This is a genomic window from Shewanella sp. ANA-3 (assembly GCF_000203935.1).
GTDB lineage: Bacteria > Pseudomonadota > Gammaproteobacteria > Enterobacterales > Shewanellaceae > Shewanella.
In genome coordinates, this window is the sequence record NC_008577.1 from 1,740,469 (window position 1) to 1,760,528 (window position 20,060).

The 20,060-nt window shown below is 49.5% G+C and carries 18 protein-coding genes; 10 read left to right on the forward strand and 8 right to left on the reverse strand.

The genetic code is table 11. From position 1 onward, the window contains the following. Positions 1-69 precede the first annotated feature (69 nt). From SHEWANA3_RS07880 to SHEWANA3_RS07925, 10 genes are all read left to right on the forward strand, one after another. The gene (locus tag SHEWANA3_RS07880) at positions 70-714 is read left to right on the forward strand and encodes an MBL fold metallo-hydrolase (RefSeq protein WP_011716550.1); all 645 of its coding nucleotides are present in this window, start codon (positions 70-72) and stop codon (positions 712-714) included. A 225-nt stretch (positions 715-939) separates the two neighbouring features. Beyond that, entirely contained in the window at positions 940-1,953 is a 1,014-nt protein-coding gene (locus SHEWANA3_RS07885; protein WP_011716551.1) for an XdhC/CoxI family protein, read from the forward strand. Continuing rightward, a complete protein-coding gene (locus SHEWANA3_RS07890; protein WP_049795940.1) occupies positions 1,923-2,657 on the forward strand; it encodes a nucleotidyltransferase family protein in 735 nt (244 codons plus the stop codon). The genes SHEWANA3_RS07885 and SHEWANA3_RS07890 overlap by 31 nt, the downstream gene beginning before the upstream one ends. A gap of 3 nt (positions 2,658-2,660) precedes the next feature. Further along, positions 2,661-3,158, forward strand: coding sequence for a (2Fe-2S)-binding protein (locus tag SHEWANA3_RS07895; protein ID WP_011625802.1), 498 nt, complete (start codon positions 2,661-2,663; stop codon positions 3,156-3,158). Position 3,159: 1 nt separating this feature from the next. Next, a complete protein-coding gene (locus tag SHEWANA3_RS07900) occupies positions 3,160-5,406 on the forward strand; it encodes a molybdopterin cofactor-binding domain-containing protein (protein WP_011716553.1) in 2,247 nt (748 codons plus the stop codon). A 370-nt stretch (positions 5,407-5,776) separates the two neighbouring features. Further along, complete coding sequence (locus SHEWANA3_RS07905) at positions 5,777-6,268, forward strand: DUF1097 domain-containing protein (protein WP_011622224.1); 492 nt, start codon at positions 5,777-5,779, stop codon at positions 6,266-6,268. Between the two features lie 114 nt (positions 6,269-6,382). Beyond that, complete coding sequence (locus SHEWANA3_RS07910; RefSeq protein ID WP_011716554.1) at positions 6,383-7,837, forward strand: methyl-accepting chemotaxis protein; 1,455 nt, start codon at positions 6,383-6,385, stop codon at positions 7,835-7,837. A gap of 407 nt (positions 7,838-8,244) precedes the next feature. Next, complete coding sequence (locus tag SHEWANA3_RS07915) at positions 8,245-8,652, forward strand: hypothetical protein (RefSeq protein WP_011716555.1); 408 nt, start codon at positions 8,245-8,247, stop codon at positions 8,650-8,652. 212 nt (positions 8,653-8,864) lie between these two features. Continuing rightward, positions 8,865-9,407, forward strand: coding sequence for a GNAT family N-acetyltransferase (locus SHEWANA3_RS07920; RefSeq protein ID WP_011716556.1), 543 nt, complete (start codon positions 8,865-8,867; stop codon positions 9,405-9,407). 128 nt (positions 9,408-9,535) lie between these two features. Next, on the forward strand, positions 9,536-9,967 hold the full coding sequence (locus SHEWANA3_RS07925) for a nuclear transport factor 2 family protein (RefSeq protein WP_011716557.1): 432 nt from the start codon (positions 9,536-9,538) through the stop codon (positions 9,965-9,967). A 239-nt stretch (positions 9,968-10,206) separates the two neighbouring features. Here SHEWANA3_RS07925 and xthA read toward each other — a convergent pair whose 3' ends face one another. The 8 genes from xthA to SHEWANA3_RS07965 form a co-directional block, all read right to left on the reverse strand. Next, positions 10,207-11,019 (reverse strand): exodeoxyribonuclease III, encoded by an 813-nt coding sequence (gene xthA / locus SHEWANA3_RS07930; RefSeq protein ID WP_011716558.1) that lies wholly within the window; start codon positions 11,017-11,019, stop codon positions 10,207-10,209. Beyond that, positions 11,019-11,318 carry a YciI family protein gene (locus SHEWANA3_RS07935; protein ID WP_011072939.1) on the reverse strand — a complete coding sequence of 100 codons (300 nt, stop codon included), beginning with the start codon at positions 11,316-11,318 and terminating at the stop codon, positions 11,019-11,021. Before SHEWANA3_RS07935 ends, xthA begins: the two co-directional genes overlap by 1 nt. After that, positions 11,318-11,863: a septation protein A gene (locus SHEWANA3_RS07940; protein ID WP_011716559.1), complete on the reverse strand. Its 546-nt coding sequence runs from the start codon at positions 11,861-11,863 to the stop codon at positions 11,318-11,320. Before SHEWANA3_RS07940 ends, SHEWANA3_RS07935 begins: the two co-directional genes overlap by 1 nt. A 160-nt stretch (positions 11,864-12,023) precedes the next feature. After that, the gene (fhuF, locus tag SHEWANA3_RS07945) at positions 12,024-13,058 is read right to left on the reverse strand and encodes a siderophore-iron reductase FhuF (protein ID WP_011716560.1); all 1,035 of its coding nucleotides are present in this window, start codon (positions 13,056-13,058) and stop codon (positions 12,024-12,026) included. An 88-nt stretch (positions 13,059-13,146) separates the two neighbouring features. After that, the gene (locus tag SHEWANA3_RS07950) at positions 13,147-15,360 is read right to left on the reverse strand and encodes a TonB-dependent siderophore receptor (protein ID WP_011716561.1); all 2,214 of its coding nucleotides are present in this window, start codon (positions 15,358-15,360) and stop codon (positions 13,147-13,149) included. 84 nt (positions 15,361-15,444) lie between these two features. Beyond that, the gene (locus SHEWANA3_RS07955; protein ID WP_011716562.1) at positions 15,445-17,340 is read right to left on the reverse strand and encodes an IucA/IucC family siderophore biosynthesis protein; all 1,896 of its coding nucleotides are present in this window, start codon (positions 17,338-17,340) and stop codon (positions 15,445-15,447) included. Next, complete coding sequence (locus SHEWANA3_RS07960) at positions 17,337-18,002, reverse strand: GNAT family N-acetyltransferase (protein ID WP_011716563.1); 666 nt, start codon at positions 18,000-18,002, stop codon at positions 17,337-17,339. Before SHEWANA3_RS07960 ends, SHEWANA3_RS07955 begins: the two co-directional genes overlap by 4 nt. Then, complete coding sequence (locus SHEWANA3_RS07965; protein WP_011716564.1) at positions 18,002-19,492, reverse strand: SidA/IucD/PvdA family monooxygenase; 1,491 nt, start codon at positions 19,490-19,492, stop codon at positions 18,002-18,004. The genes SHEWANA3_RS07960 and SHEWANA3_RS07965 overlap by 1 nt, the downstream gene beginning before the upstream one ends. Between the last annotated feature and the right edge of the window lie 568 nt (positions 19,493-20,060).

Sequence of the window (20,060 nt, forward strand, 5' to 3'; positions counted from 1 at the left end):
GTAAAAATTTGAGCCATGATAAGCCTCTTAGCGTAATCTATCGGCTATGGATAACACGAGATTGAAGCTATGAAGTACCAAATTATTCCTGTGACACCTTTCCAGCAGAATTGCAGCTTGATCTGGTGTGAAAAAACGAAGCGTGCTGCGGTTGTCGATCCGGGAGGGAATGTCGACCGTATTCTAGGCGAAATGAACAAATTGGGGCTCACCCTCCAAAAAATCTTACTCACTCATGGTCATATTGATCATGTGGGTGGCGCTAAATCATTAGCCCAGCAAACAAATGTGCCCATAGTGGGCCCCCATGTAGCGGATAAGTTTTGGATTGATAATCTGCCCAAGCAGAGCCAAAACTTTGGGTTTCCCCACTGTGATGCCTTTGAGCCAGAGCAATATTTGCAGGATGGCGATGTAGTCACTGTGGGTGAGCAAAGCTTAAAAGTGTTGCATTGCCCTGGGCATACTCCGGGACACGTGGCATTTTATTCTGCGGACGCGCATCTGGCTTGGGTGGGCGATATTCTGTTTAGGAGCTCGATTGGCCGTACGGATTTTCCGCAATCTAATCATCAGGATTTAATCCAATCCATTACCACTAAACTCTGGCCTTTAGGGGCGGATGTGGAATTTATTCCTGGCCATGGTCCTATGTCGACCTTTGGGGAAGAGCGCGAACACAACCCCTTTGTGGCCGATCAATTATTACTCTAGGTAGACGCTTCTTCATCGCGACGCATGCCCATGCGTCGCGAGCAATCCATTTAGCCCATTCACTTTCGCTGCCATTGCCGCCTATCTTCGTTTCGTTCGCCGCAATATTTTGTTCACCATTTCCCCTATCAATGCGAGTTCAGCTTTGTTAACTTGTTAAGTCGAATGTCATTTATTGGCTTCACTCATCTCTCTAGTCGCAGGTGCAAGCATGGAGTGTTGTGCATGGTTCAGCAAATTGAAGACTTATTAGAGCATTGGTTGCCCTTAGCCGATGATGCCTGGGTGCTGGCGGTGATCACTCATATTCAAGGCTCGTCCTACCGTAAACCCGGCGCCATGATGCTGTTCCATGAATTTGGCCAAGGCGCTGGGATATTAAGCGGTGGTTGTTTAGAGGCGGATCTGCGTCGCTATGCGCAAAATGCCATGCAGTCGCAACAGATTGCCTGCGTCACCTACGATGCGACGGATGAGTCCGATGCCAGCTACCGCTTAGGTTGTGGTGGTAAAGTCGATATCATGTTGATCCCACTACTAAAAGAAAATCACGACCTAGGACTTGTCGAAGTAGCAAAAGCGCTGCGTAAGAGGCAATCAGGGTTTTATCAATTGCCTCTCGCACCTGCAGGCAGTGATGCTCGCAGTTACTCGGCGCAGTTTTATTCGGTGGATAACGCACCTTTTCCCACTGCAGATTTTGCAAAATCAGGGATATTCAGCGCTCCCGAAGGGGATATGTTAATCATGCCCTTAAGACCGCGATTTCATTTAGGGATTTTTGGCGGCGGAATTGATGCCCAGCCTGTGGCGGCAATTGCCCATAGTTTAGGTTGGCAGGTAAGCGTATTTGATACTCGCACCGCGTATGCGCGAACTGCCGATTTTCCCCACGCCCATATCGTTAAGCAAGGCCTTGATGAGGTCGAAGGGCTTATCGCGCAGTTGGACTGTGCCGTTGTGATGCACCATAACTTGAACTTGGATGCCGCAACGCTTAAAGCCATTCAAGCTTATGATCTTAAATATGTTGCACTCTTGGGGCCTGCCCATAGGCGGGACAAAGTGTTGGCGATGGCCGACCTCAGTACAGACTCATTTAGCGGTTACTTCTCGGCGCCTGCGGGGCTAGCGCTTGGCGGCGAGTTACCCTGCGCTGTGGCATTGAGCATTTTAGCCCAATGCCATGGGGTGCTACACGGCGCGCCATGTTCGACCCTCGATGGGATCATGCCTTAATGCTGAGTCGCCAACGGCTGTTAATTGTCGTGCTGGCCGCGGGTGAGAGCAGGCGATTTCAGGGGATTAAACTGGCGCAGCCATTATCGACGTCCTCAAATGCAAATAGCGGGCAAAGCATCTTACAACACCATATCGATCGTCTGGCTCGTTTCACCTCGGCGCCATTGGTAATAGGGGCATCCAATCAAGTCAGCGTTTCGCTGCTGGTGGTGCTCGGTGCTCATGCTAACGAGCTGCGCCCTCAACTTGAGGCTCTTGGGGCGAATCAATTCACGCTACTGCATAATGCCGACTGGCAGACGGGTTTGTCATCGTCGCTGCGAGTCGCGGCGGATTATGCAAAAGCGCAGCAGTTTGATGGCATGTTACTCACCTTAGCGGATCAGGTCGCGCTGACATTTGAAGACTATCGGCAGTTGATTGAGACTTGGCAGATGAGTCAGCAATCTGTGGCCGCGCTTTATGCGAACGAAGCAGGGACCTTGAATGGACAAGATAAGTTGGATGAATTAGGCGCCCCTGCTATTTTTAATGCCTCAATACTCGATTTATTAACGGATTTGACAGGTGATCGCGGCGCCAAATCCATCTTAAAACAACTGGCAAATGTGGGTGAGCTCGTGGCTGTTCCCTTACCCCATGCCGCGATTGATATTGATACTAAAGCCGATCTTGCGTTGTGGTTGGCACTTAAGGAGTGAGTTATGGCAATACCATCCTCGGAGGCGGCAAAGGACCAGAGTCTTGCGATGCCTTCCCAAAACCTGACCATTAACGGCAGATCTTTTACCTTAAATGCGGATCCGAATATGCCTATCCTCTGGGCGTTACGGGATATTTTAGGCTTAACGGGCACTAAATATGGCTGCGGCGCCGGGCTCTGCGGCGCGTGTACTGTGCATTTAGATGGTCAACCTGTGCGCGCCTGTTTAACCAGCGTATCCCAGGCGCAAGGCAAACAACTGACCACGATTGAAGGGCTGGATAATCAAAAGCTTAAAAATGCTTGGGCCGAACACAATGTGCCCCAGTGTGGTTATTGTCAGGCCGGGCAATTAATGTCGGCTGCGGCCTTAGTCACTCAGCATCCAAAACCATCGGCGGAGCAAATCGATGCTGCCATGTCGGGTAATTTGTGTCGCTGCGGTACCTATCCTCGGATAAAAGCGGCGCTGCAAAGCTATGCCAAACAGGAGGGCTAAGATGAGTACATTCACCGCAGTTGAAAATATCAGTCGCCGCGATGTGTTAAAACTCTTCGGCGCAGTCGGGGGCGGCCTCGCCCTGGGGGCGAGTGGCCTCAGTTGGAGCCCAATGGCATTGGCGCAGGATCAGCAGGCGCGGCTCAATCTGTTTATCGCCATCGGTGAGGATGACAAGGTCTATTTGACCTGCCACCGCTCCGAAATGGGTCAGGGGATCCGCACTGGGATTTTACAAATCTTGGCCGAAGAACTGGAGGCCGATTGGGATAAAATTGTGCCTATTCAAGGGCTCGCCGATAAACGCTACGCTAGCCAAAATACTGATGGTAGTCGCAGTATCCGCGAAAACTATGACCGTATGCGCGAGATGGGCGCGATGGCTCGAACCATGCTTGAGCAAGCCGCCGCAGCCCGCTGGAAAGTCCCCGTGAGTGAAGTGCAGGCCAAAGATCATCAAGTGCTGCATGCCAAATCTGGCCGTGCTGCGCGCTTTGGTGAATTAGCCCTCGATGCGGCGGGATTACCACTGCCCACGGCCGATTCGCTGCGGTTAAAGGCGGTTAAGGATTTCAAGCAAATTGGGGCTTCGCGTCAGATAGTCGATATGCAGGCCATGCTCACGGGTAAGGCTGTCTATGGCTATGATATCCAAGTGGATAACATGCTTTATGCCAGCATTATGCGCCCACCCGTATTGGGGAGCGATGTGGCAAGTCTTGACGATAGTGCGGCGCGCAAAGTAGCGGGGGTGGTCGATGTGTACCGTTTGCCAACGTCCAAGGGCGCTCCCGCTTTTCAAGCCCTAGGCGGCGTAGCTGTGGTGGCGACAAATACTTGGAGCGCGCTACAGGGACGTAAAGCCTTGCAAGTGAGCTGGACTCAGTCTGCCAACAGCAGCCACGATTCTAAAACCTACCTGCAAGAGCTGGTGGACAAGGTACAAGCCCCTGGCAAGGTGGTACGTCAAGTTGGGGATGAGGTAAAAGCCTGGCCGAAGGACGATACCCTTAAGGCGATTTATACCGTGCCTTATCTTATCCATTCCTCCATTGAGCCACCCGTGGCCACCGCTAATGTGACCGAGAAGGGCTGTGAAATTTGGGCATCGACACAAACACCGCAGAGTACCCAGCAAAATGTGGCTGTGGCCTTAGGTATTGCCGAAGATGCGGTGAAAGTGAATGTGACGCTGCTGGGCGGCGGCTTTGGGCGCAAGTCCAAACCGGATTTCAGTGTGGAGGCGGCGCTACTCTCCAAGCAATTCAAACGGCCGGTAAAGGTGAGTTGGAGCCGTGAGGATGAAATCCAAAACGGTTATTATCACGCCATCAGTGCCCAGTGTTATCAGGCCTTGTTCGATGCCAATAACAAACCCACGGCGCTACTGGCGCGTACGGGCTTCCCGTCGATAAGCTCCACCTTTGCCGAGGGCGTCGAATATCCATCCGGCGGTGAGTTGGATTTAGGTTTTGTCGATGTGCCCTTTGCCCTCGCCAATTTACGCTACGAGGCCGTTAAGGCCAGCGCCCATAGCCGGATTGGTTGGATGCGCTCGGTATGCAACATTCAACATGGGTTTGGCGTGGGCAGTTTTGTCGATGAAATGGCCCATAAAGCCAAGTTATCTTGCCCCGATATGTGGCGTAGCTTACTGGGTCAAGCGAGGCGAGAGACCTTTGAGAACCAAGGCTTTAAATATGGCAACTATGGCGAAGACTTAACTCGTCACCCCGTTGATGTTGGCCGTTATCTCAAGGTGATTGAGGCGGTTGAACAAGCCCAAGCCAAGGCGCCTAAAGCGGGTAAGAATCAAGGTTGGGGCTTTGCGGTGCACCGCAGCTTTGTGAGTGTGGTGGCGGTGGCGATGCGGGTTGAGGTCGGTGAGGATAAACAACTTAAAGTGCTTAATGCCATTGCTGCGATTGATGCCGGCACTGTGGTTAACCCCGACAGGGTGAAAGCGCAGACTGAAGGCGCGATAGTCTTTGGGTTAAGCTTGGCGCTAATGGGGGAGATCAGTTACCAACAGGGTAAGGTGATGCAGTCTAACTTCCATGATTATCCGCTTCTACGTTTACCCCAAGTGCCAGAGATGGAGGTCATCATTATCGACTCGGATGCACCGCCTGCGGGAGTGGGGGAGCCAGGCGTACCGCCAGTGGCACCTAGCCTGACCAACGCGATATTTGCCGCAACAGGCCTTAGGATCCGCGACCTGCCGGTTAATAAACAGTTAAAGGTGTGATGCTGTAAACGACACCTGAGTGAGCAAAAAAGCGCCTAACAAGCGCTTTTTTCGTTTTTTTACCACAAATAAATTGCTTGTTAGCAAATTTACGGGCATTAATGCCGAAAATTAGCAATAGATCAGGTTTTTGTTACCAGAATAGAGGTAATTTAACCAATATGTTTACTCAAGTGACCTAAGGTATGCGGACTCGCGTACACATTCATTTGAATCGGTTCCTAGTCGGCCTGTGAGTCTGTTTTCGATTGCAGATCCCTACTAAAAATTGATCGACACGGAAGTGAAGGGCGCTATAACACCATAATACAGCCGCACCTTAAGCACATTTGAGTATTAACTTCCGTGAACACAATACAAAGGGGGCATCATGGAAAATCGTTGGCAAGTCGCTATTTCGGCGGGGCTATTAGCCGCTGTCTGGTGTGGTATCGCAGATGCCTTTCATCTCGTTACTTGGATTGGCTTTTTAGGTTGTAGCACTTTCTTTGCTCAGCCGAAGGCCGGTTTTCAAGGCGTGATGATGGCGTGGTGCACCAATCTCTCCGGTGTGTTTTGGGCTTGGCTCATTATCAGCGGTAGCAGTTTCTTCGTATCGCCTGTGGCAGGTTATCTGTTTACGGGTATCGCGACCTCGGCAATGTGCCTGCAGGCCAGTTATCAAAAATTAAGCTTTATTCCCGGTGCCTTTATTGGCTGTTGTATTACCTTTGCCATGGCAGGGGATGTCGCCAATATTGTGCCATCCTTAGTGTTGGGCGCGCTGTTAGGTTTTTGCATGAGTTTGTTGACGGCGCAGTTAGTTACTCTTCGCCAAAAATGGTCAGCATCAACAGGTTCTGAAATCGCCAGTGCCGATTAAATTCATCATGTTTTAATCTGCAGATGATGCCTATGCGGTAAAAAAGTGATGGAATAGATGAGCTATAATGCTGATTTAGTACCCGATAGCCTTTAGGTCTTAGGAAATATCAAGATGAAACAAATCCAGTTTCGCACCATTGATGCCATATTGATCAAATTCAGTCTCAACGGAAAGTTTTGGGTTGTCTGTTCTATGGTGGCGCTGATCACCGCCGCCGTTGCACTCGTCAATTACCAACATGCTCACCGTAACCTCGAAGCCGCCTCTTTGGCTCGGGTACAGGCGACCGTCGATGCCTTTGCCCAAGTCGCGAATGCGCAAAAATTGCAGGGTGATGCCCTGTCACAGTTTGCCCGTGACAATGGTTTAAGTGTTGTCACTCGCCAAACAGAGGCGCTGCGCCAAAGGGATAATGTGACTGCCAGTGCCAGCGTGGGATCAGGCGGCGCACTCGAGCTGTCGCAAAATGTTGCTCAATGGGAAAGCGAGGGGCGTAGCGATGCCAACTTAATGTTTTGGCTCGCGTTAATCGGTTTATTGCCCTTATTCCAACTCAGCTACTGGATTTCAACCTCCCTCGGCGGTGGTCTGTGGGATATGTACATGGCCATCAAACGCTTAGCCGATGGTGACCTAAGTTTTAGATTAAACTTTTTCGGCACCGATGACTTCAGCTTAATCGCTCGCGAAATCGACCGCTGCGCCGATAACATGAGCGAAATGGTGAGTGCTATCCGCAGCAATGCGCAGACGCTCTCCCTCGCCGCTGATGAGTTTAATCAACAGGCCAAAAGCAGTGGCGAGTTAATTGGTGCCCAGCATCAATTTTTAGACTCAGTTGCCGTGGCCATGGCGCAGATGACTTCGGCGATTGAAGAAGTGTCGGTCAATGCCAGCAACACCTCGCTCCAGACCAAAGATAACGCCAGCCAAATGAGTGCCAGCCAAGGACGTATTAGCCACACGGTGGACAGTATCGGGCAGCTCTCAACCAAGATTGGCGCAGCATTTTCGTCGGTGGAACAGTTATCTAAGGATGCGGCGGGTATCGATGCCGTAGTGACGACCATCAACAGTATTTCCGAGCAGACCAATTTGCTGGCGCTGAATGCGGCGATTGAAGCTGCCCGTGCGGGTGAGCAAGGCCGTGGTTTTGCGGTGGTTGCCGATGAAGTTCGTACCTTAGCGGGACGGACTCAACAAGCGACAGTTGAGATCCAAGCGATGATCGAAGGATTGCAATCGGGCACTCGTCAGCTCTCCAATATCACCACTGAGATTGTGGACCGCGCCGATGAAGGCCGCAGCGCCATTATTGCCGTGGGCGACGATGTCGAAGGGATGGCACAATCGGTTAATGCTGTATTCGATATGAGTAGCCAGATTGCTGCATCGGCGGAAGAGCAGAGCGTTGCCGCCCGTGATATTGCTGGCCAACTCAATGAGATCCGTCATCAATCCGATACCATTAAACAAACGGCGCAGCGCAGTGTCACCCTAGCGCATGATTTGCAACATGCCTCGGTTGAACTCGAAGGGATCCTTAAACAGTACCGCACTAGCTAAGCCGCGGCTTTTATGTGGGTGAATTCGATTGGATTTCATTAGCATAACAGCGAAAGAGTGGTTCGCTGGCGAGGCAAATCCAAATATCCAAATCCAAATGGCGGTTGCATCTAATGCAGTCGCCATTTTTTATGTCATTTACATCCGCTATCGTTATTGCCTTTGGCCGAGACACGCCAAAGTGAACCAAAGCCTTACAGACATTCATTTAGCCGCTTAGCATTGAAACTACAGCTTGGTTTAAATTCAACTCATTGTTACTAAAAGGTAAATACTTCATCAGTCTAAAGCGTGACTTTGGTTTCATTATCAAAATACCGTTGGAGAGGCGCTGAAACTGGGGTAGGTTATCAGCCTTATATCCCCTGTGATTAGGGGCGAAGGCATAAGAGAGATTTGACGAACATATGCAAAGGGTTGAGAGAGCCGCCTGCGTGGTTAAAGACACACTTGATGGCTACCGAGAGGAATTTGATGGCTTGGTGAGGGAATATGCGAATTTATCCCATACTCAAGGTGAAGCTTACTGCGATTTTTTTGTTGATATAGCATCTATGATGAATGGTTCATGGCTATTAACGGCCGAGCTTGAGTCTGACACGATTGCTCATTTTAAATCCTTCGACTGGTACCGTATCTTGGACATTGATGAAGCGCATACGCCAGAAGATGAATTGATCGCATTATTGCAGACGGCCTATAAAATTGGCTATCTCTGGTTAATAGAACGCTTGTCATTACTAAAACAGCAAATAGAGATGATTGAAATCCGGCTGTATTACAATGGCAGTCTTGATTATCAAGCTTTGAATTAGCGGAATGAGGTTGATTTGCCAAGCTCAATATCTGCCTTTTAAAAGTGATTAAGTTATGCTCCTTTAGCCGAATATTGCCTAATGCCGCAAGAGTCTAATGGCCTTATTTCACTATCTATTCAGTAGCTATGTTTTTGATAAACTAAACAAATCTCTCTGAATATAGTGACTCCGTGTGCATTTCCAACTTAAACAGTAAATGGATAGCTTTAATGTTAGGAATAAAAATTGAAACAGAACGTTTAGTTCTTAGAGCATTTAATGAAGATGACTCTAAAGCATTATTTGACATTTTTTCCGATCCAGAGGTGATGAAATATTGGAATACTCCTCCTTGGCGATCATTAGATGATGCCGCTGCATTTATAAATAATAGTTCCGACTCCATGTGTGATTTCCGCGGAATGACTTTAGGGGTTTATAAAAAACATAGTGGTGAACTGCTAGGTAAAGTGATGCTCTTTAATTATGACAAAGAGTCAAAGCGAGCTGAAATTGGATTTGGAATAAGCCCCAAATATTGGGGAAAAGGCATCGTTTCCGAGGCTGGGACAGCATTAATTAAATTTGCATTCAATACATTAGGTTTGCGTCGAATTGAAGCCGAGATTGACCCAGAGAATGTTTCTTCTGCCAAGGTGTTGGAGCGTATGGGGTTTATCAAAGAAGGTCATCTAAGGCAGCGCTGGGAGGTGAGTAGCGTTATCTCGGATTCTGCTCTTTATGGATTACTTGCTGAAGATTTAAGAGCCTGAGGGCAACTGATTTGAACAAGTGGTTAATGTCAGAAATATCCGTGGTTTGACTCTATATTGTCATGGACTCTTTAGTGCCCCGCTAGATGGAATTTTGTTTAAAAATCAGCATAGATACAGGAATAATGATGGAAAAGGATGCATTAGTTAAGCTTGCTATTGAATACTTTAAGAAAGTTGATGCGGGTGATGCGAGTTACTTAGATTTATTTAGCGAAGAGGTAGACTTTTTCTTCCCCAAATTTGGACGTGCTATGGGCAAGGACAGCTTAGTTGAGTTTGGCAATCGCATCGGCAGTTCACTTAGCAGTATTTGGCATGATATCGACGGTTTTAACATCACAGTGTCTGGCAATACAGTTATCGTTGAAGGGCAAGAAGGTGGGGTCATGAGTGATGGCACCGTTTGGCCAGACAACAAAATTTCAACTGGTCGTTTTTGCAGTGTTTTTGAGTTTACTGACCATCTTATTAGTCGCATGTACGTGTACGTCGACCCTGACTTCCCAAGCCTCGATGTAGCGAGGAGCTCTGTATTGTCAGGTCAACAGCAGGCCTAATGAGTAGCATTGTGTAGGTGAGCAGTACGTTAAACCATGATCGAGAACAAGTCTTCGCAATGGAGTATGTTGTGACAAGGATAACGGAATTACTCAATACATTAAACGCGTTATCGGCGGCTGATCCAGATCATTATCCGGCAGTGACATTAGATGGGTACTTTATTGGACTCTATAACAAAAAAACATCGGCCTAGGCCGATGTTTTTTATATCGATTAAAGTAGTCACTCAATCGAGTTAGGCTTCTTTAAAGGTGCTCCAAATTGGCGCGTGATCTGAGGGTTTGTCGATACCGCGCAGCTCGTAATCGACGTCGGATTCAACTAAACGTGCGGCCAGTGACGGCGTCGCTAAGATCACATCGATGCGTAGGCCACGGTTATCATCGAAGCCTTTGCTGCGGTAATCGAACCATGAATAACGCTCGCAGCGGTCGGGGTGCAGTTGACGGAAGGTATCCACCAATCCCCAACCTTGCAGGGTCTTGAGCCATTCACGCTCTTCGGGTTGGAAGCTGCATTTGCCGGTTTTTAGCCAACGTTTGCGGTTAACTTCACCGATGCCGATATCCAAATCGATGGGCGAAATATTGATATCCCCAATGATGGCGATATCTTCATCGTTGCTATGATTAGCGTGCAAATGCGCCATTAAATCCTGATAAAACTTGCGCTTAGCAGGGTACTTTGTCGGATGGTCGATGCTTTCGCCCTGAGGAAAATAACCATTCAACACAGTTAGCGGGTGGCCATTTGCCTGAGCAAAGGTACCGATAATCATGCGGCGCTGCGCATCTTCTTCATCAGTTGCAAAACCCTTTTGCACCTTAAGTGGGGCGACTTTGGAGAGCATGGCTACGCCATAGTGCGCCTTGCCACCGTGGTAATGCACGTGATAGCCCATGGCCTCGACTTCGGCGAGCGGGAAGGCTTCATCGTGCACTTTGGTTTCTTGCAGGCCGATAATGTCGGGCTGATGGCTGTCGATTAACGCTTGCAATTGATGCAGGCGAGAACGCAATCCATTGATATTGAAAGAAACGATTTTCATTAAGGGAGAACTCGTTTAAAGGGTTTAACCACAACGCTTTGATATACGCCCGCCGCGAAGTAAGGATCAGCATCTGCCCAGGCTTGAGCCGTGGCTAACGAATCGAAATCCGCAACCACTAATGAGCCGCTAAACCCCGCATCGCCTGGGTTTTCGCTATCGATAGCGGGGTGTGGACCCGCAACCAGCAAACGACCTTCATCGGCCAGTTCCTGTAAGCGAGCTAAATGCGCAGGGCGCGCCGCTAAACGTTTTTCTAAGCTGTTCTCAACATCTTGAGCTGAAATCATATACCACATTATTTGAGTTCCTTGCGTTGATCTTCGGGAAGATGTTTATAAAGGTAAAAGACGGTGATAACGGTATTAATCAGGGTTAAGGCGGTAAGGCCAAACACTTTAAAGTTCACCCAAGTTTCTAACGGCAGTCTAAAGGCGACATAGATATTGACTAGGCCACAGATGGCAAAAAAGCTCACCCAGTACCAAGTTACGTGTGCCCAAATCTTATCGGCCACCTTCATCTCTTTACCCAACATGGACTTTAAAATCGACTTGTTGAGTAGCTGGCTCACGCCAAGAGCTAGGGCAAATAAAGCATAAATAATAGTGACTTTCCACTTGATAAAGGCATCGTCATGGAACACTAAGGTGAGTGTGCCAAACACTGTCACCATAGCGAAGGTAATAAGGTGCATCTTCTCCAATTTTTTGTACAGCGCATAGGTCACGACTAATTGCAGTGCGGTGGCTGCGATTAAGGCGCCACTGGCGATATAAATATCGAAAAATTTATAGACGGCAAAAAAGATAATGAGGGGCAGAAAATCAAGCAGTTGTTTCATAAATAATCGTGTTAAGAAGACGTGGGCTTGAGTGTAGCACGGGGGGCTAGAGGGAAAAAGCCGTGAAAGGTGACCGATTGCTAACTGTTGCATGAAAGCGGCGCGAACGGCTGTTGCAATCCATGTAGCCCTTATAAGTAAGAGTGCCTGACCGATAAGGCTAAGCTTGTGCGGCACGTTTGGCTTGGGCGCGCGTGGCCAACGGGCAATCGCCGCAGCGATGACTATTAGCGAGTTGATACCTTAAGCAGCACACGCGGCGAATATTGTCTGAGTGAGCTGCTGAGGCGGGCAGCAGGTTAATGCTGTTATAGAGTGGATTAGCCTCACCATCTTCAAAGGATTTTGTGTTAAAAAGCAGCGACTTAATGCGTTCAAATTCAATATTTTGCAATGCGATTTCGCCTAAATACCAGTGAATAAGGTAGCCTAAATGGCTCCAATACAGCTTGGTGGGTGTTGGGCTTAAACCGGTTAATCGCTCAACGCTAGGGATTAGATGGCGTTGAATCCACTTTATAAGTCGTCGTTCGCGGTGGGGCGTTAAGACCGTGGTTTTAACTCTGGCGGCTTTCACTATGGCGGTTTTCACCTTAGGAGTGGGGGCTAAGGTTAATTGAAACTCAAAACCTGCGACTCTGCCCGAATCGTGGGGCCTAAGGTAAAAATGCTTAGGTGCAATATCAATCTGCTCAAGGGGGCTGGCGAGCGAGTGCGGCGCGTTAATAATCCACTCCAACATGGGTGGCACTAACAGACCGAAATACCACTGCCCCCAGAGCGAGTGCAGGGCTTTGGAGTTACGGCTATGGCTGAGCAATATCTGCTCGGGAATATTTTCTAACGGGATGGAATATGTGGTTTTTGCCAAAGGTGGATAGGCCTTGGCAAAATCCAGTAATAGCTGCTGATAAACGGCTGGCTGACTCCAAGTATCAATACTGAGTCCTTGGGGCTTGGTGGTTGCCACAAAGTGCTGTGCATAAAAAGGGGCGCGCAGCGCCAGTCGTTGATTAAACGCTTTGGCTACTTGAGTTAAATCCGCAGGGCTTAGCGCTGTTAAGTCGGTTGTTTGCACGCCGCCCACTGTGTTTAAACTTTGCGAGCGCTTGGTTTGGCAGTGCTTGCTACGACTCGGTTTAGTCTCACTGGAAAGCTTGGCTAAGGCTGGGGCTGACTCTCCTTGGCGCGCCATAATCACTCCTTAGGCTTGAATTGATTAAACTGCGGTGAGTTTATTCACCGCAGTTTTCATTGATGAACAACTGGTTATCGACAGTCCGTTAGAAGCGATAATCCAAATTCACACTCATGCTGCGTGGGGCGCCGTATTGGAATTGGCTATATTGCCCCACTTGGCTGTAGTAGGTTTTATCTAAGGCGTTGTGCACATTGGCGCTTAGCTTTAGCTGCTCGGTAAAGGCATAACTTGCCATTAAGCTGGCTAACGCGTAGGAGTCTTGCTCAACCTCGACTCTGCCTAAGGGCGAGTTCACGGTTTGGTAGACACGGCTTTGCCAATTGACCCCAGCGCCAAGCTGCAATTTGTTCCAATCGCCGCTAAAGGTATAAGTGGTAAAGAGTTTTAGCTGCTGGCGAGGGGAAGTGGTGTTGATGCGATTGCCCTTAGGGTCATCGGTGCTGAATTGGGTGTAGCCGAAGTAGATATTCCAGTCATCGGTGATTTTGCCCGTGGATTCAAACTCAAAGCCTTGGGTTTTAGTGCTGTTAACCTCTCGATATACTGGAATAGTGGTGCCCGGCAACACATCGCCAGTGCGTTCACCAACATTGTCTTGGCGAATTTCAAATACCGACAACGACATATCTAAGCTTTCATCCATCAAGCTGGCCTTAATACCCGCCTCGTAGTTTTTACCTTTGACGGGGTCGATGTAGCTGGCATCGATGCGCTGCAAGGTTTGCGGCGCAAAAATATCCGTATAACTGGCGTAGAGGGAGTATTGCTCGCCGAGTGCGTAGGTCAGGCCAAAATAGGTGGTGAGCTCATTGTCGACCTTAAAGTCATACATGCTGCCAAAGTTATCTTGGTCGGTTTGCCACTTGTTCAGGCGCAGCCCCGCAAGCAATGCCAAGGCATCGGTCAGATTAAGCTTCGTGGCCACATAGGCGGCGCTTTGTTCGGTTTCGCCGAAGGTTCCCGTGGTGTGAGTCTCCTTCCACTGAGGTTTTGGATACTGGAAGTTGGGATCGCGAAAATCCCCTAAGGGCGGTACGGCGGCCGTAGGATAATAGTAAGGGTTGGCAAACTCTTGGCGCTGACCCGTCCAGCCAAAGGTGAGCTGGTGCTCTTGGCCAAACAGGGCAAACATTCCCTGTGCCCGTAAGTCGAGGTTATGTTGGGTACGACTACCATCGACATAGGCGATTGAGCCTGCGGTTGCGCCTATGTTTGTTACCGGATCGGGATACCCCGTAGCCCAGAGTACATCGTATTTCAGTGAGTTATCGCCGTAACTGTAGGTGCCTTTTAGCTCCCAACCGTTATCAAAACGATGTTCAAGGCTGGCGAAGGTATTGAGTCCTTGGGTATGCGCCGAGGCCCAATCGGGGGCGGTGGAGGTCGCGCGATCGTAATTTGTACGGCTGCCATCACTGTGGAACAGCGGCAGACCGCCGGACATAGTGCCTTCGGGCGTGGTGTCTTGATAATCCACGCCTAAGGTCAGCAATGTGCTGGCGGTAATATCGGCTTCAACAATGCCATAGAGGGTGGTGCGTTGCTGCTCATATCTGTCTTGGAAGGATTCCTTATCCTGATAGGCGGCGACAACACGGCCACGAATGCTGCCACTGTCATTTAAGCCGCTTGATAAATCGACCATGCCGCGCAGATTGTTCCATGAGCCAACACTCACTGAGGTGCTGCCCATAAATTCTTGTGTCGGGCGTTTACGAATAAGGTTAATCGCGGCCGAGGGATTACCCGCACCCGTCATTAATCCTGTGGCGCCACGTACAATTTCCACCCGCTCGTAGATGGCGGTATCGATAAGGTTATCGCCGTAGTTAAAACGGGTGTCATAGGTGGTGGGCACGCCATCGTAAAGAATACTGGTGACCGCAATCCCGCGGGAGCTGATGCTGTACCTGTCGTTGTCCATCGGCCGAGCGTTGATGCCTGCTACGCTAGTCATGGCGTCGATCACGCTGTTTAGTTGCTGGTCATGCATCATTTGGCTAGTCACAGAGGTGACGGATTGCGGCGTCTCTAAATAGGACAAATCTAAGCCCGTTGCCGTATTCATCGCCTGAGTTTTGTAGCGATTATCGTGGAGATCCTTAGCGCCAACGACATTAATGATTTCAATGTCTTTGGTGGATTTTTTCTGGGTATCGCTGGCATCGGCATAAGCATAGGGCATGCTGAGTATGGCAGAGCAGAGGATAAGCTCAGGGCGTGTGATGGCGAGTTGGCAGTGCGCCGCGAGGCTGTTGAGGGGGAAGGTTTTCATAATAATGATCTTAAATTCCATTTAGGCTGTTTGATTGACTAGGTTGTTTTTAGGCACAGACGCGTGCCCAGAGTGGGCGCGGGCCCACTCAAGGTGAAAAGTGATTTAGGGGTTGGGTTTGAGCTTCTGATTTGCTGAGCCAAAGGCATGGCTTTGCCTGAAGGCGGCCAGCGGATTATCAATCCCGCCCGCAAAGCGCAGATTTTTTTCCCGGTCGGCTAGGTCAATCATCTGCTGGTTGTTATTAAGCTGAATGCGATTCAGGCAAGTGCGAACGAAGCTGTCTTTAAAGAGATCGTATTGTGCAAATTTGTCCGCCAACTGCGGATGCTGCGCTTGATAGTCGCGCACATTGTCTGCCACCAACTCCCAAAACAGCGCTTCGCTGACCTCGGTTTGCTTATCCAGAATTGGCGCTAAATAACGGAAAATACAGTCGAAAATATCGAGCAAGATATAGTTGAGCTTCATCTCTTCCTCAAGCTCGACCGCAAGGCGCTGTACTTCTTGCGGCAGTGGCTCGCTGCCGTTGAGTACTGCGACTTCTTCGCCGATATCCTTCATCAATATTTTGACCGGGATGCCAGCATCGAGCACTAAAATCAGGTTCTCGCCATGGGGCATAAACACCAGATCGTAGGCAAAGAAGGCGTGCAATAGCGGTGATAAGTAGAGGTTGAGATAGCGCTTGACCCACTCCTTGGCGCTTAAGCCCGAGTGCGTGATTAAGGCGGCAAGCAGGGCTTGCTCCTGATGATCGACGTGTAATAACGCCGCCATGGTCATCAGGGTTTGCTGCGGCTCAATGTGCTGCAGCGGACTCTCGCGCCACAGCGCCGACAGCATTTTCTTATAGGCGCTATCTTGGGTGAGTGCCTCTTCATAATATCTGTGGTGATAACCAATTGCAGCGATTTCCTTGAGGATCACAAAACCTTGTTCGGCAAAATAGCTGTCGCTTTCGATAAGGTCGGCCACCCAAGCGTTGATCTGCGGGGTGCAGCTCATATACAGCGGCGAAAGCCCACGCATAAAGCCCATGTTTAAGATAGAAAGCGCGGTTTTGACGTAGCATTTTTGCGGCGCGCTTAAGTTAAAGAAGGTGCGGATCGATTGTTGAACTTGATAGCAATCTTGGCTTTCGCCGAGATAAATAATGTCGCCGCCGGCGATTTCGCCAGCAAAAGTGCGGGCAATTTTTTCGCGCCACTGCCAAGGATGAACGGGCATAAAATAAAAGCCGTCGGCCGCTTGCCCCTGTGCGCTTAAGTGTTGTTGAAACTCGGAGAACTGTTCGCCAAGCTCCTGTTTTAACAAGCTATCATGGTCTAATCCTTCGAGGGCGGAGAAGGTGGTATTGTCCTTACGCACTGCAATCCACACTAGCTGGAGCGCGCTGGGACTCTCGGGGGCAAATTGGTCATAGTCCTGCATATCAAAACCAATGCGGCCATTGTTGGCGATAAACACTGGGTGCCCCTCGGTCATGCCCGCCTCAATGGTTTGATAATCGGCCTTAGCGAGTGTTGCGGCGGGGATGGCTTGATGGGCCAACTTGTAGGCCTTGCTGTAGAGGGTACTGGTGATTTCCTCCAGATAGGTTGGCAGCAGGGTTTCACTCATGCCCAAGGCATCTTTCAGTTTGATAATCAAACTCATGGCATCGAGTGGCTTGTCTTGGCCCGCGCTGCTGACTCGAATCGACCCGGTTTCTATCTCAAGGTGGTCGAGCTGATAATGGCGCGCACTGAAGTAATAGGTACAGTCCTTGAGCCTCAGTTCATAGTGATTGATGCCTGCCGCTTGGCGGTATATCTGTGAGGTGATGATCTTCTCATGGGTAAATTCACAGAGAATTTTCTTCACCAAATGGCGATTGGCCGCCTGCCAATATTCCGGTATTAAGTGGGCGGGAACATGCCTGTGGGCAGCGGCCTCCAGCGTGGGGAATTCGGCTTGAGTGAATGGCGTGAGTAATGCGCGGTTAGTGGCTAAGTTCATCGGGTTACCTGCGAAGTGATAGGGTTAACTGCGGTTGCATGGGTTGCATGTGTTGTTTGAGTTGCTGCGCATTGCATAAAAGGGGCGCTCGTCTTTTGCGCTAATTGGCGACTCTGGGCGCTACAAAAACCGAGGAATGCGGCTTTGCTGCGCAGTTGAATGGCTTTTTGGTAGCGGATCCCAACTTGGCTGTTTAAGCGGTGGATTTTGTGATTTTGCTGATCCGGCTCGACAACCATTCGTTTAAAGGCAAGCTTTTCGAGAATGAGCTCAGCAATAGCCTGCATCACTTGACCGGACAAGCCATGAACGGGCTTACCCTCAAGCGGCGCGAGGATGAGGTGCATACCGCAATCGAGTCGCTCCACGGCATAGTGCTCACCCACTTCATCCTGGGCGGGATCGTACAACTCCACCATAAACAGCGGTTTGGCTTGCCATTCACCTATTAGCGCAACCTTGTGCTCGCTTGGCGCCAACGCCTCAGCAAGTGCATCGAGACTCATCCCCTGCATCCCCCAAAAGCGGGCATAGTCTTGGTTAAACCAGCTCTGCAACATAGCTAGGTGTTGCGGGAGATTGAGCGGTTTAAACACAAACTCATCAATCACAATGGGTGTTGAGAGCGAGGCCACACAGTGGCGACTCCAATGTCTGGCCATTACTGCGCCTCCTTGTGGGGTGCCATCAACACCGACACGCTGCCGCCCGAAGGACTTATCCGCAACGCGGCCAGTGGCTCAACATTACGATGCTGCGTAGGTTGCGCCGCCGAAGATACCGTCTTGCTTGGTGTGGCTGTTATGGCTGAGTGGGGGCTGCTGGTGGGCTGGTTTTGCTGCGCGCGGATCTTGGTTGGGTCGAAGGTTTGGAAGGCGATACTGTCTTCAATCGGATAGGGTGCGTAACCTAAAACCGCTTGCAGAATCGTCGCATTGCGATAGCAGCCCATGCCCAGATCCGGTGAGCTGATGCCATGGGTATGCAGGCCCGCATTTTGGATGAAAATATCGCCTCTGATATCGATGCCATAATCCCGCTGGATGGCGAGTTGGCCGCGATCATCAAATTCAATTTGTGATTTAATTCCTTGAATAAATTCGGGTAAACGATATTGATAGCCAGTGCCTAAGACGACGGCGCCCGTCTGTTGCTCGAGGGCATATTCCTGTTCGAAGTGGTTGAATTTGAGCGTTAGCTTGTCGCCCGAGGTTTCTATCTTATCGAGTGCCACGTTGGTCAGCAGCTGGCATTGGATATCACTGACTAAACGTTTTTGGTAAAGCAGATCATAAATATCGTTGATTAACTCGGCATTGATCCCCTTGTAGAGGGATTTTTGATTTGCAATCAATCGGCTGCGTTTCTCTGGCGACAGTTCGTGGAAGTAATCCACATAATCTGGCGAAGTCATTTCTAGGGTGAGTTTGGTGTATTCCAGCGGATAGAAGCGTGGCGAGCGGGTCATCCAATTTAATTGATAACCATAGGTATCAATATCTTGCAACAGATCGTAAAAGATTTCTGCCGCGCTTTGACCACTGCCGATCACGGTAATGGCGCTTTGGCTCTGCAGGTAAGTTTTCTGCTGCATATAGCTGGCGCTGTGCATCACGCGGGGATCGTGCATCGGGCAATTGTCTGGCACGTAGGGCGTGGTGCCCGTGCCGAGTACCAGTTTGCGGCACAAATAGGTTTGGGGCTGGCCGCTGCGTCTATCAACCCCCGTAACATGGTAAATACCTTCACCGGCGTTGTAATCTAGTTGGGTGACCTTAAAACCGAATCTCAGATTGGAGAGCTGTTTGCTAACCCATTGACAATACTGGTTATACTCATTTCGCGGCAGGAAAAAGTTTTCACGGATATAAAAGGGATACAGCCTGCCAGTTTGCTTGGCAAAATTCAGGTAACTATAGCGACTTGTGGGATCGGCCATGGTCACTAAGTCGGACATAAACGGTGTTTGCAGCCGAGAAGCGCTGAGCAGCATGCCCGGGTGCCAGTCAAACTCGATTTTGGCATCAAGAAACAAACAGCTAAAGCCATCGATGGGTTCACTCAGGGCGGCTAATCCGAGATTGAACGGACCTATGCCGATACCGAGTAGATCGAGAATCCTGCGATCGTTTTCCTTTTTTGGGGTAGTCACTTACGCCTCCTTAAGTTCCAGCTGCCAACCGAAACTGTGGTTGTCATCATCGGCTGATGGGCAAGCCAGGAGTGGTTCTCTCTATCTCAGCCGAGTGAGTCATTCCCTTATCTTGCGGATCAGGATCGGTTCCATGTGTTGCGCATAAGCTGAGGATTACTGCATCAGCGCAACGGCGAATAAATTAGCACTTCAAAATTTATAAATGCAAATCATTCTCATTTACCTATTGTCGGAGGAGTCGTACTTTTGACTGGGAAATAAAGGGCTGAAATACGGTTTGTAAGCGAGGGAATTGCCGTAGCAAAAATGGTGTAAAACTTATGCTTAAGGAGATGTTTTAAAAATTATTTAAAATAAAACAGTTAATTATATTTGAGTTGAATAGGGATTTATTTCGGACTGATGGGATTGGAGGACGCAGGCTTAAGCAACGAAAGTGTGAGCCAATCTTGAGTGTAAATCGACTGTAAATCCGAGCGCTTGACTAGGTTATTAGATGATTTAGGGGTAAAGCGAGGAAAAACAGAAAAGCCATTTTAGAAAATGGCTTTAACGGCATTAAACG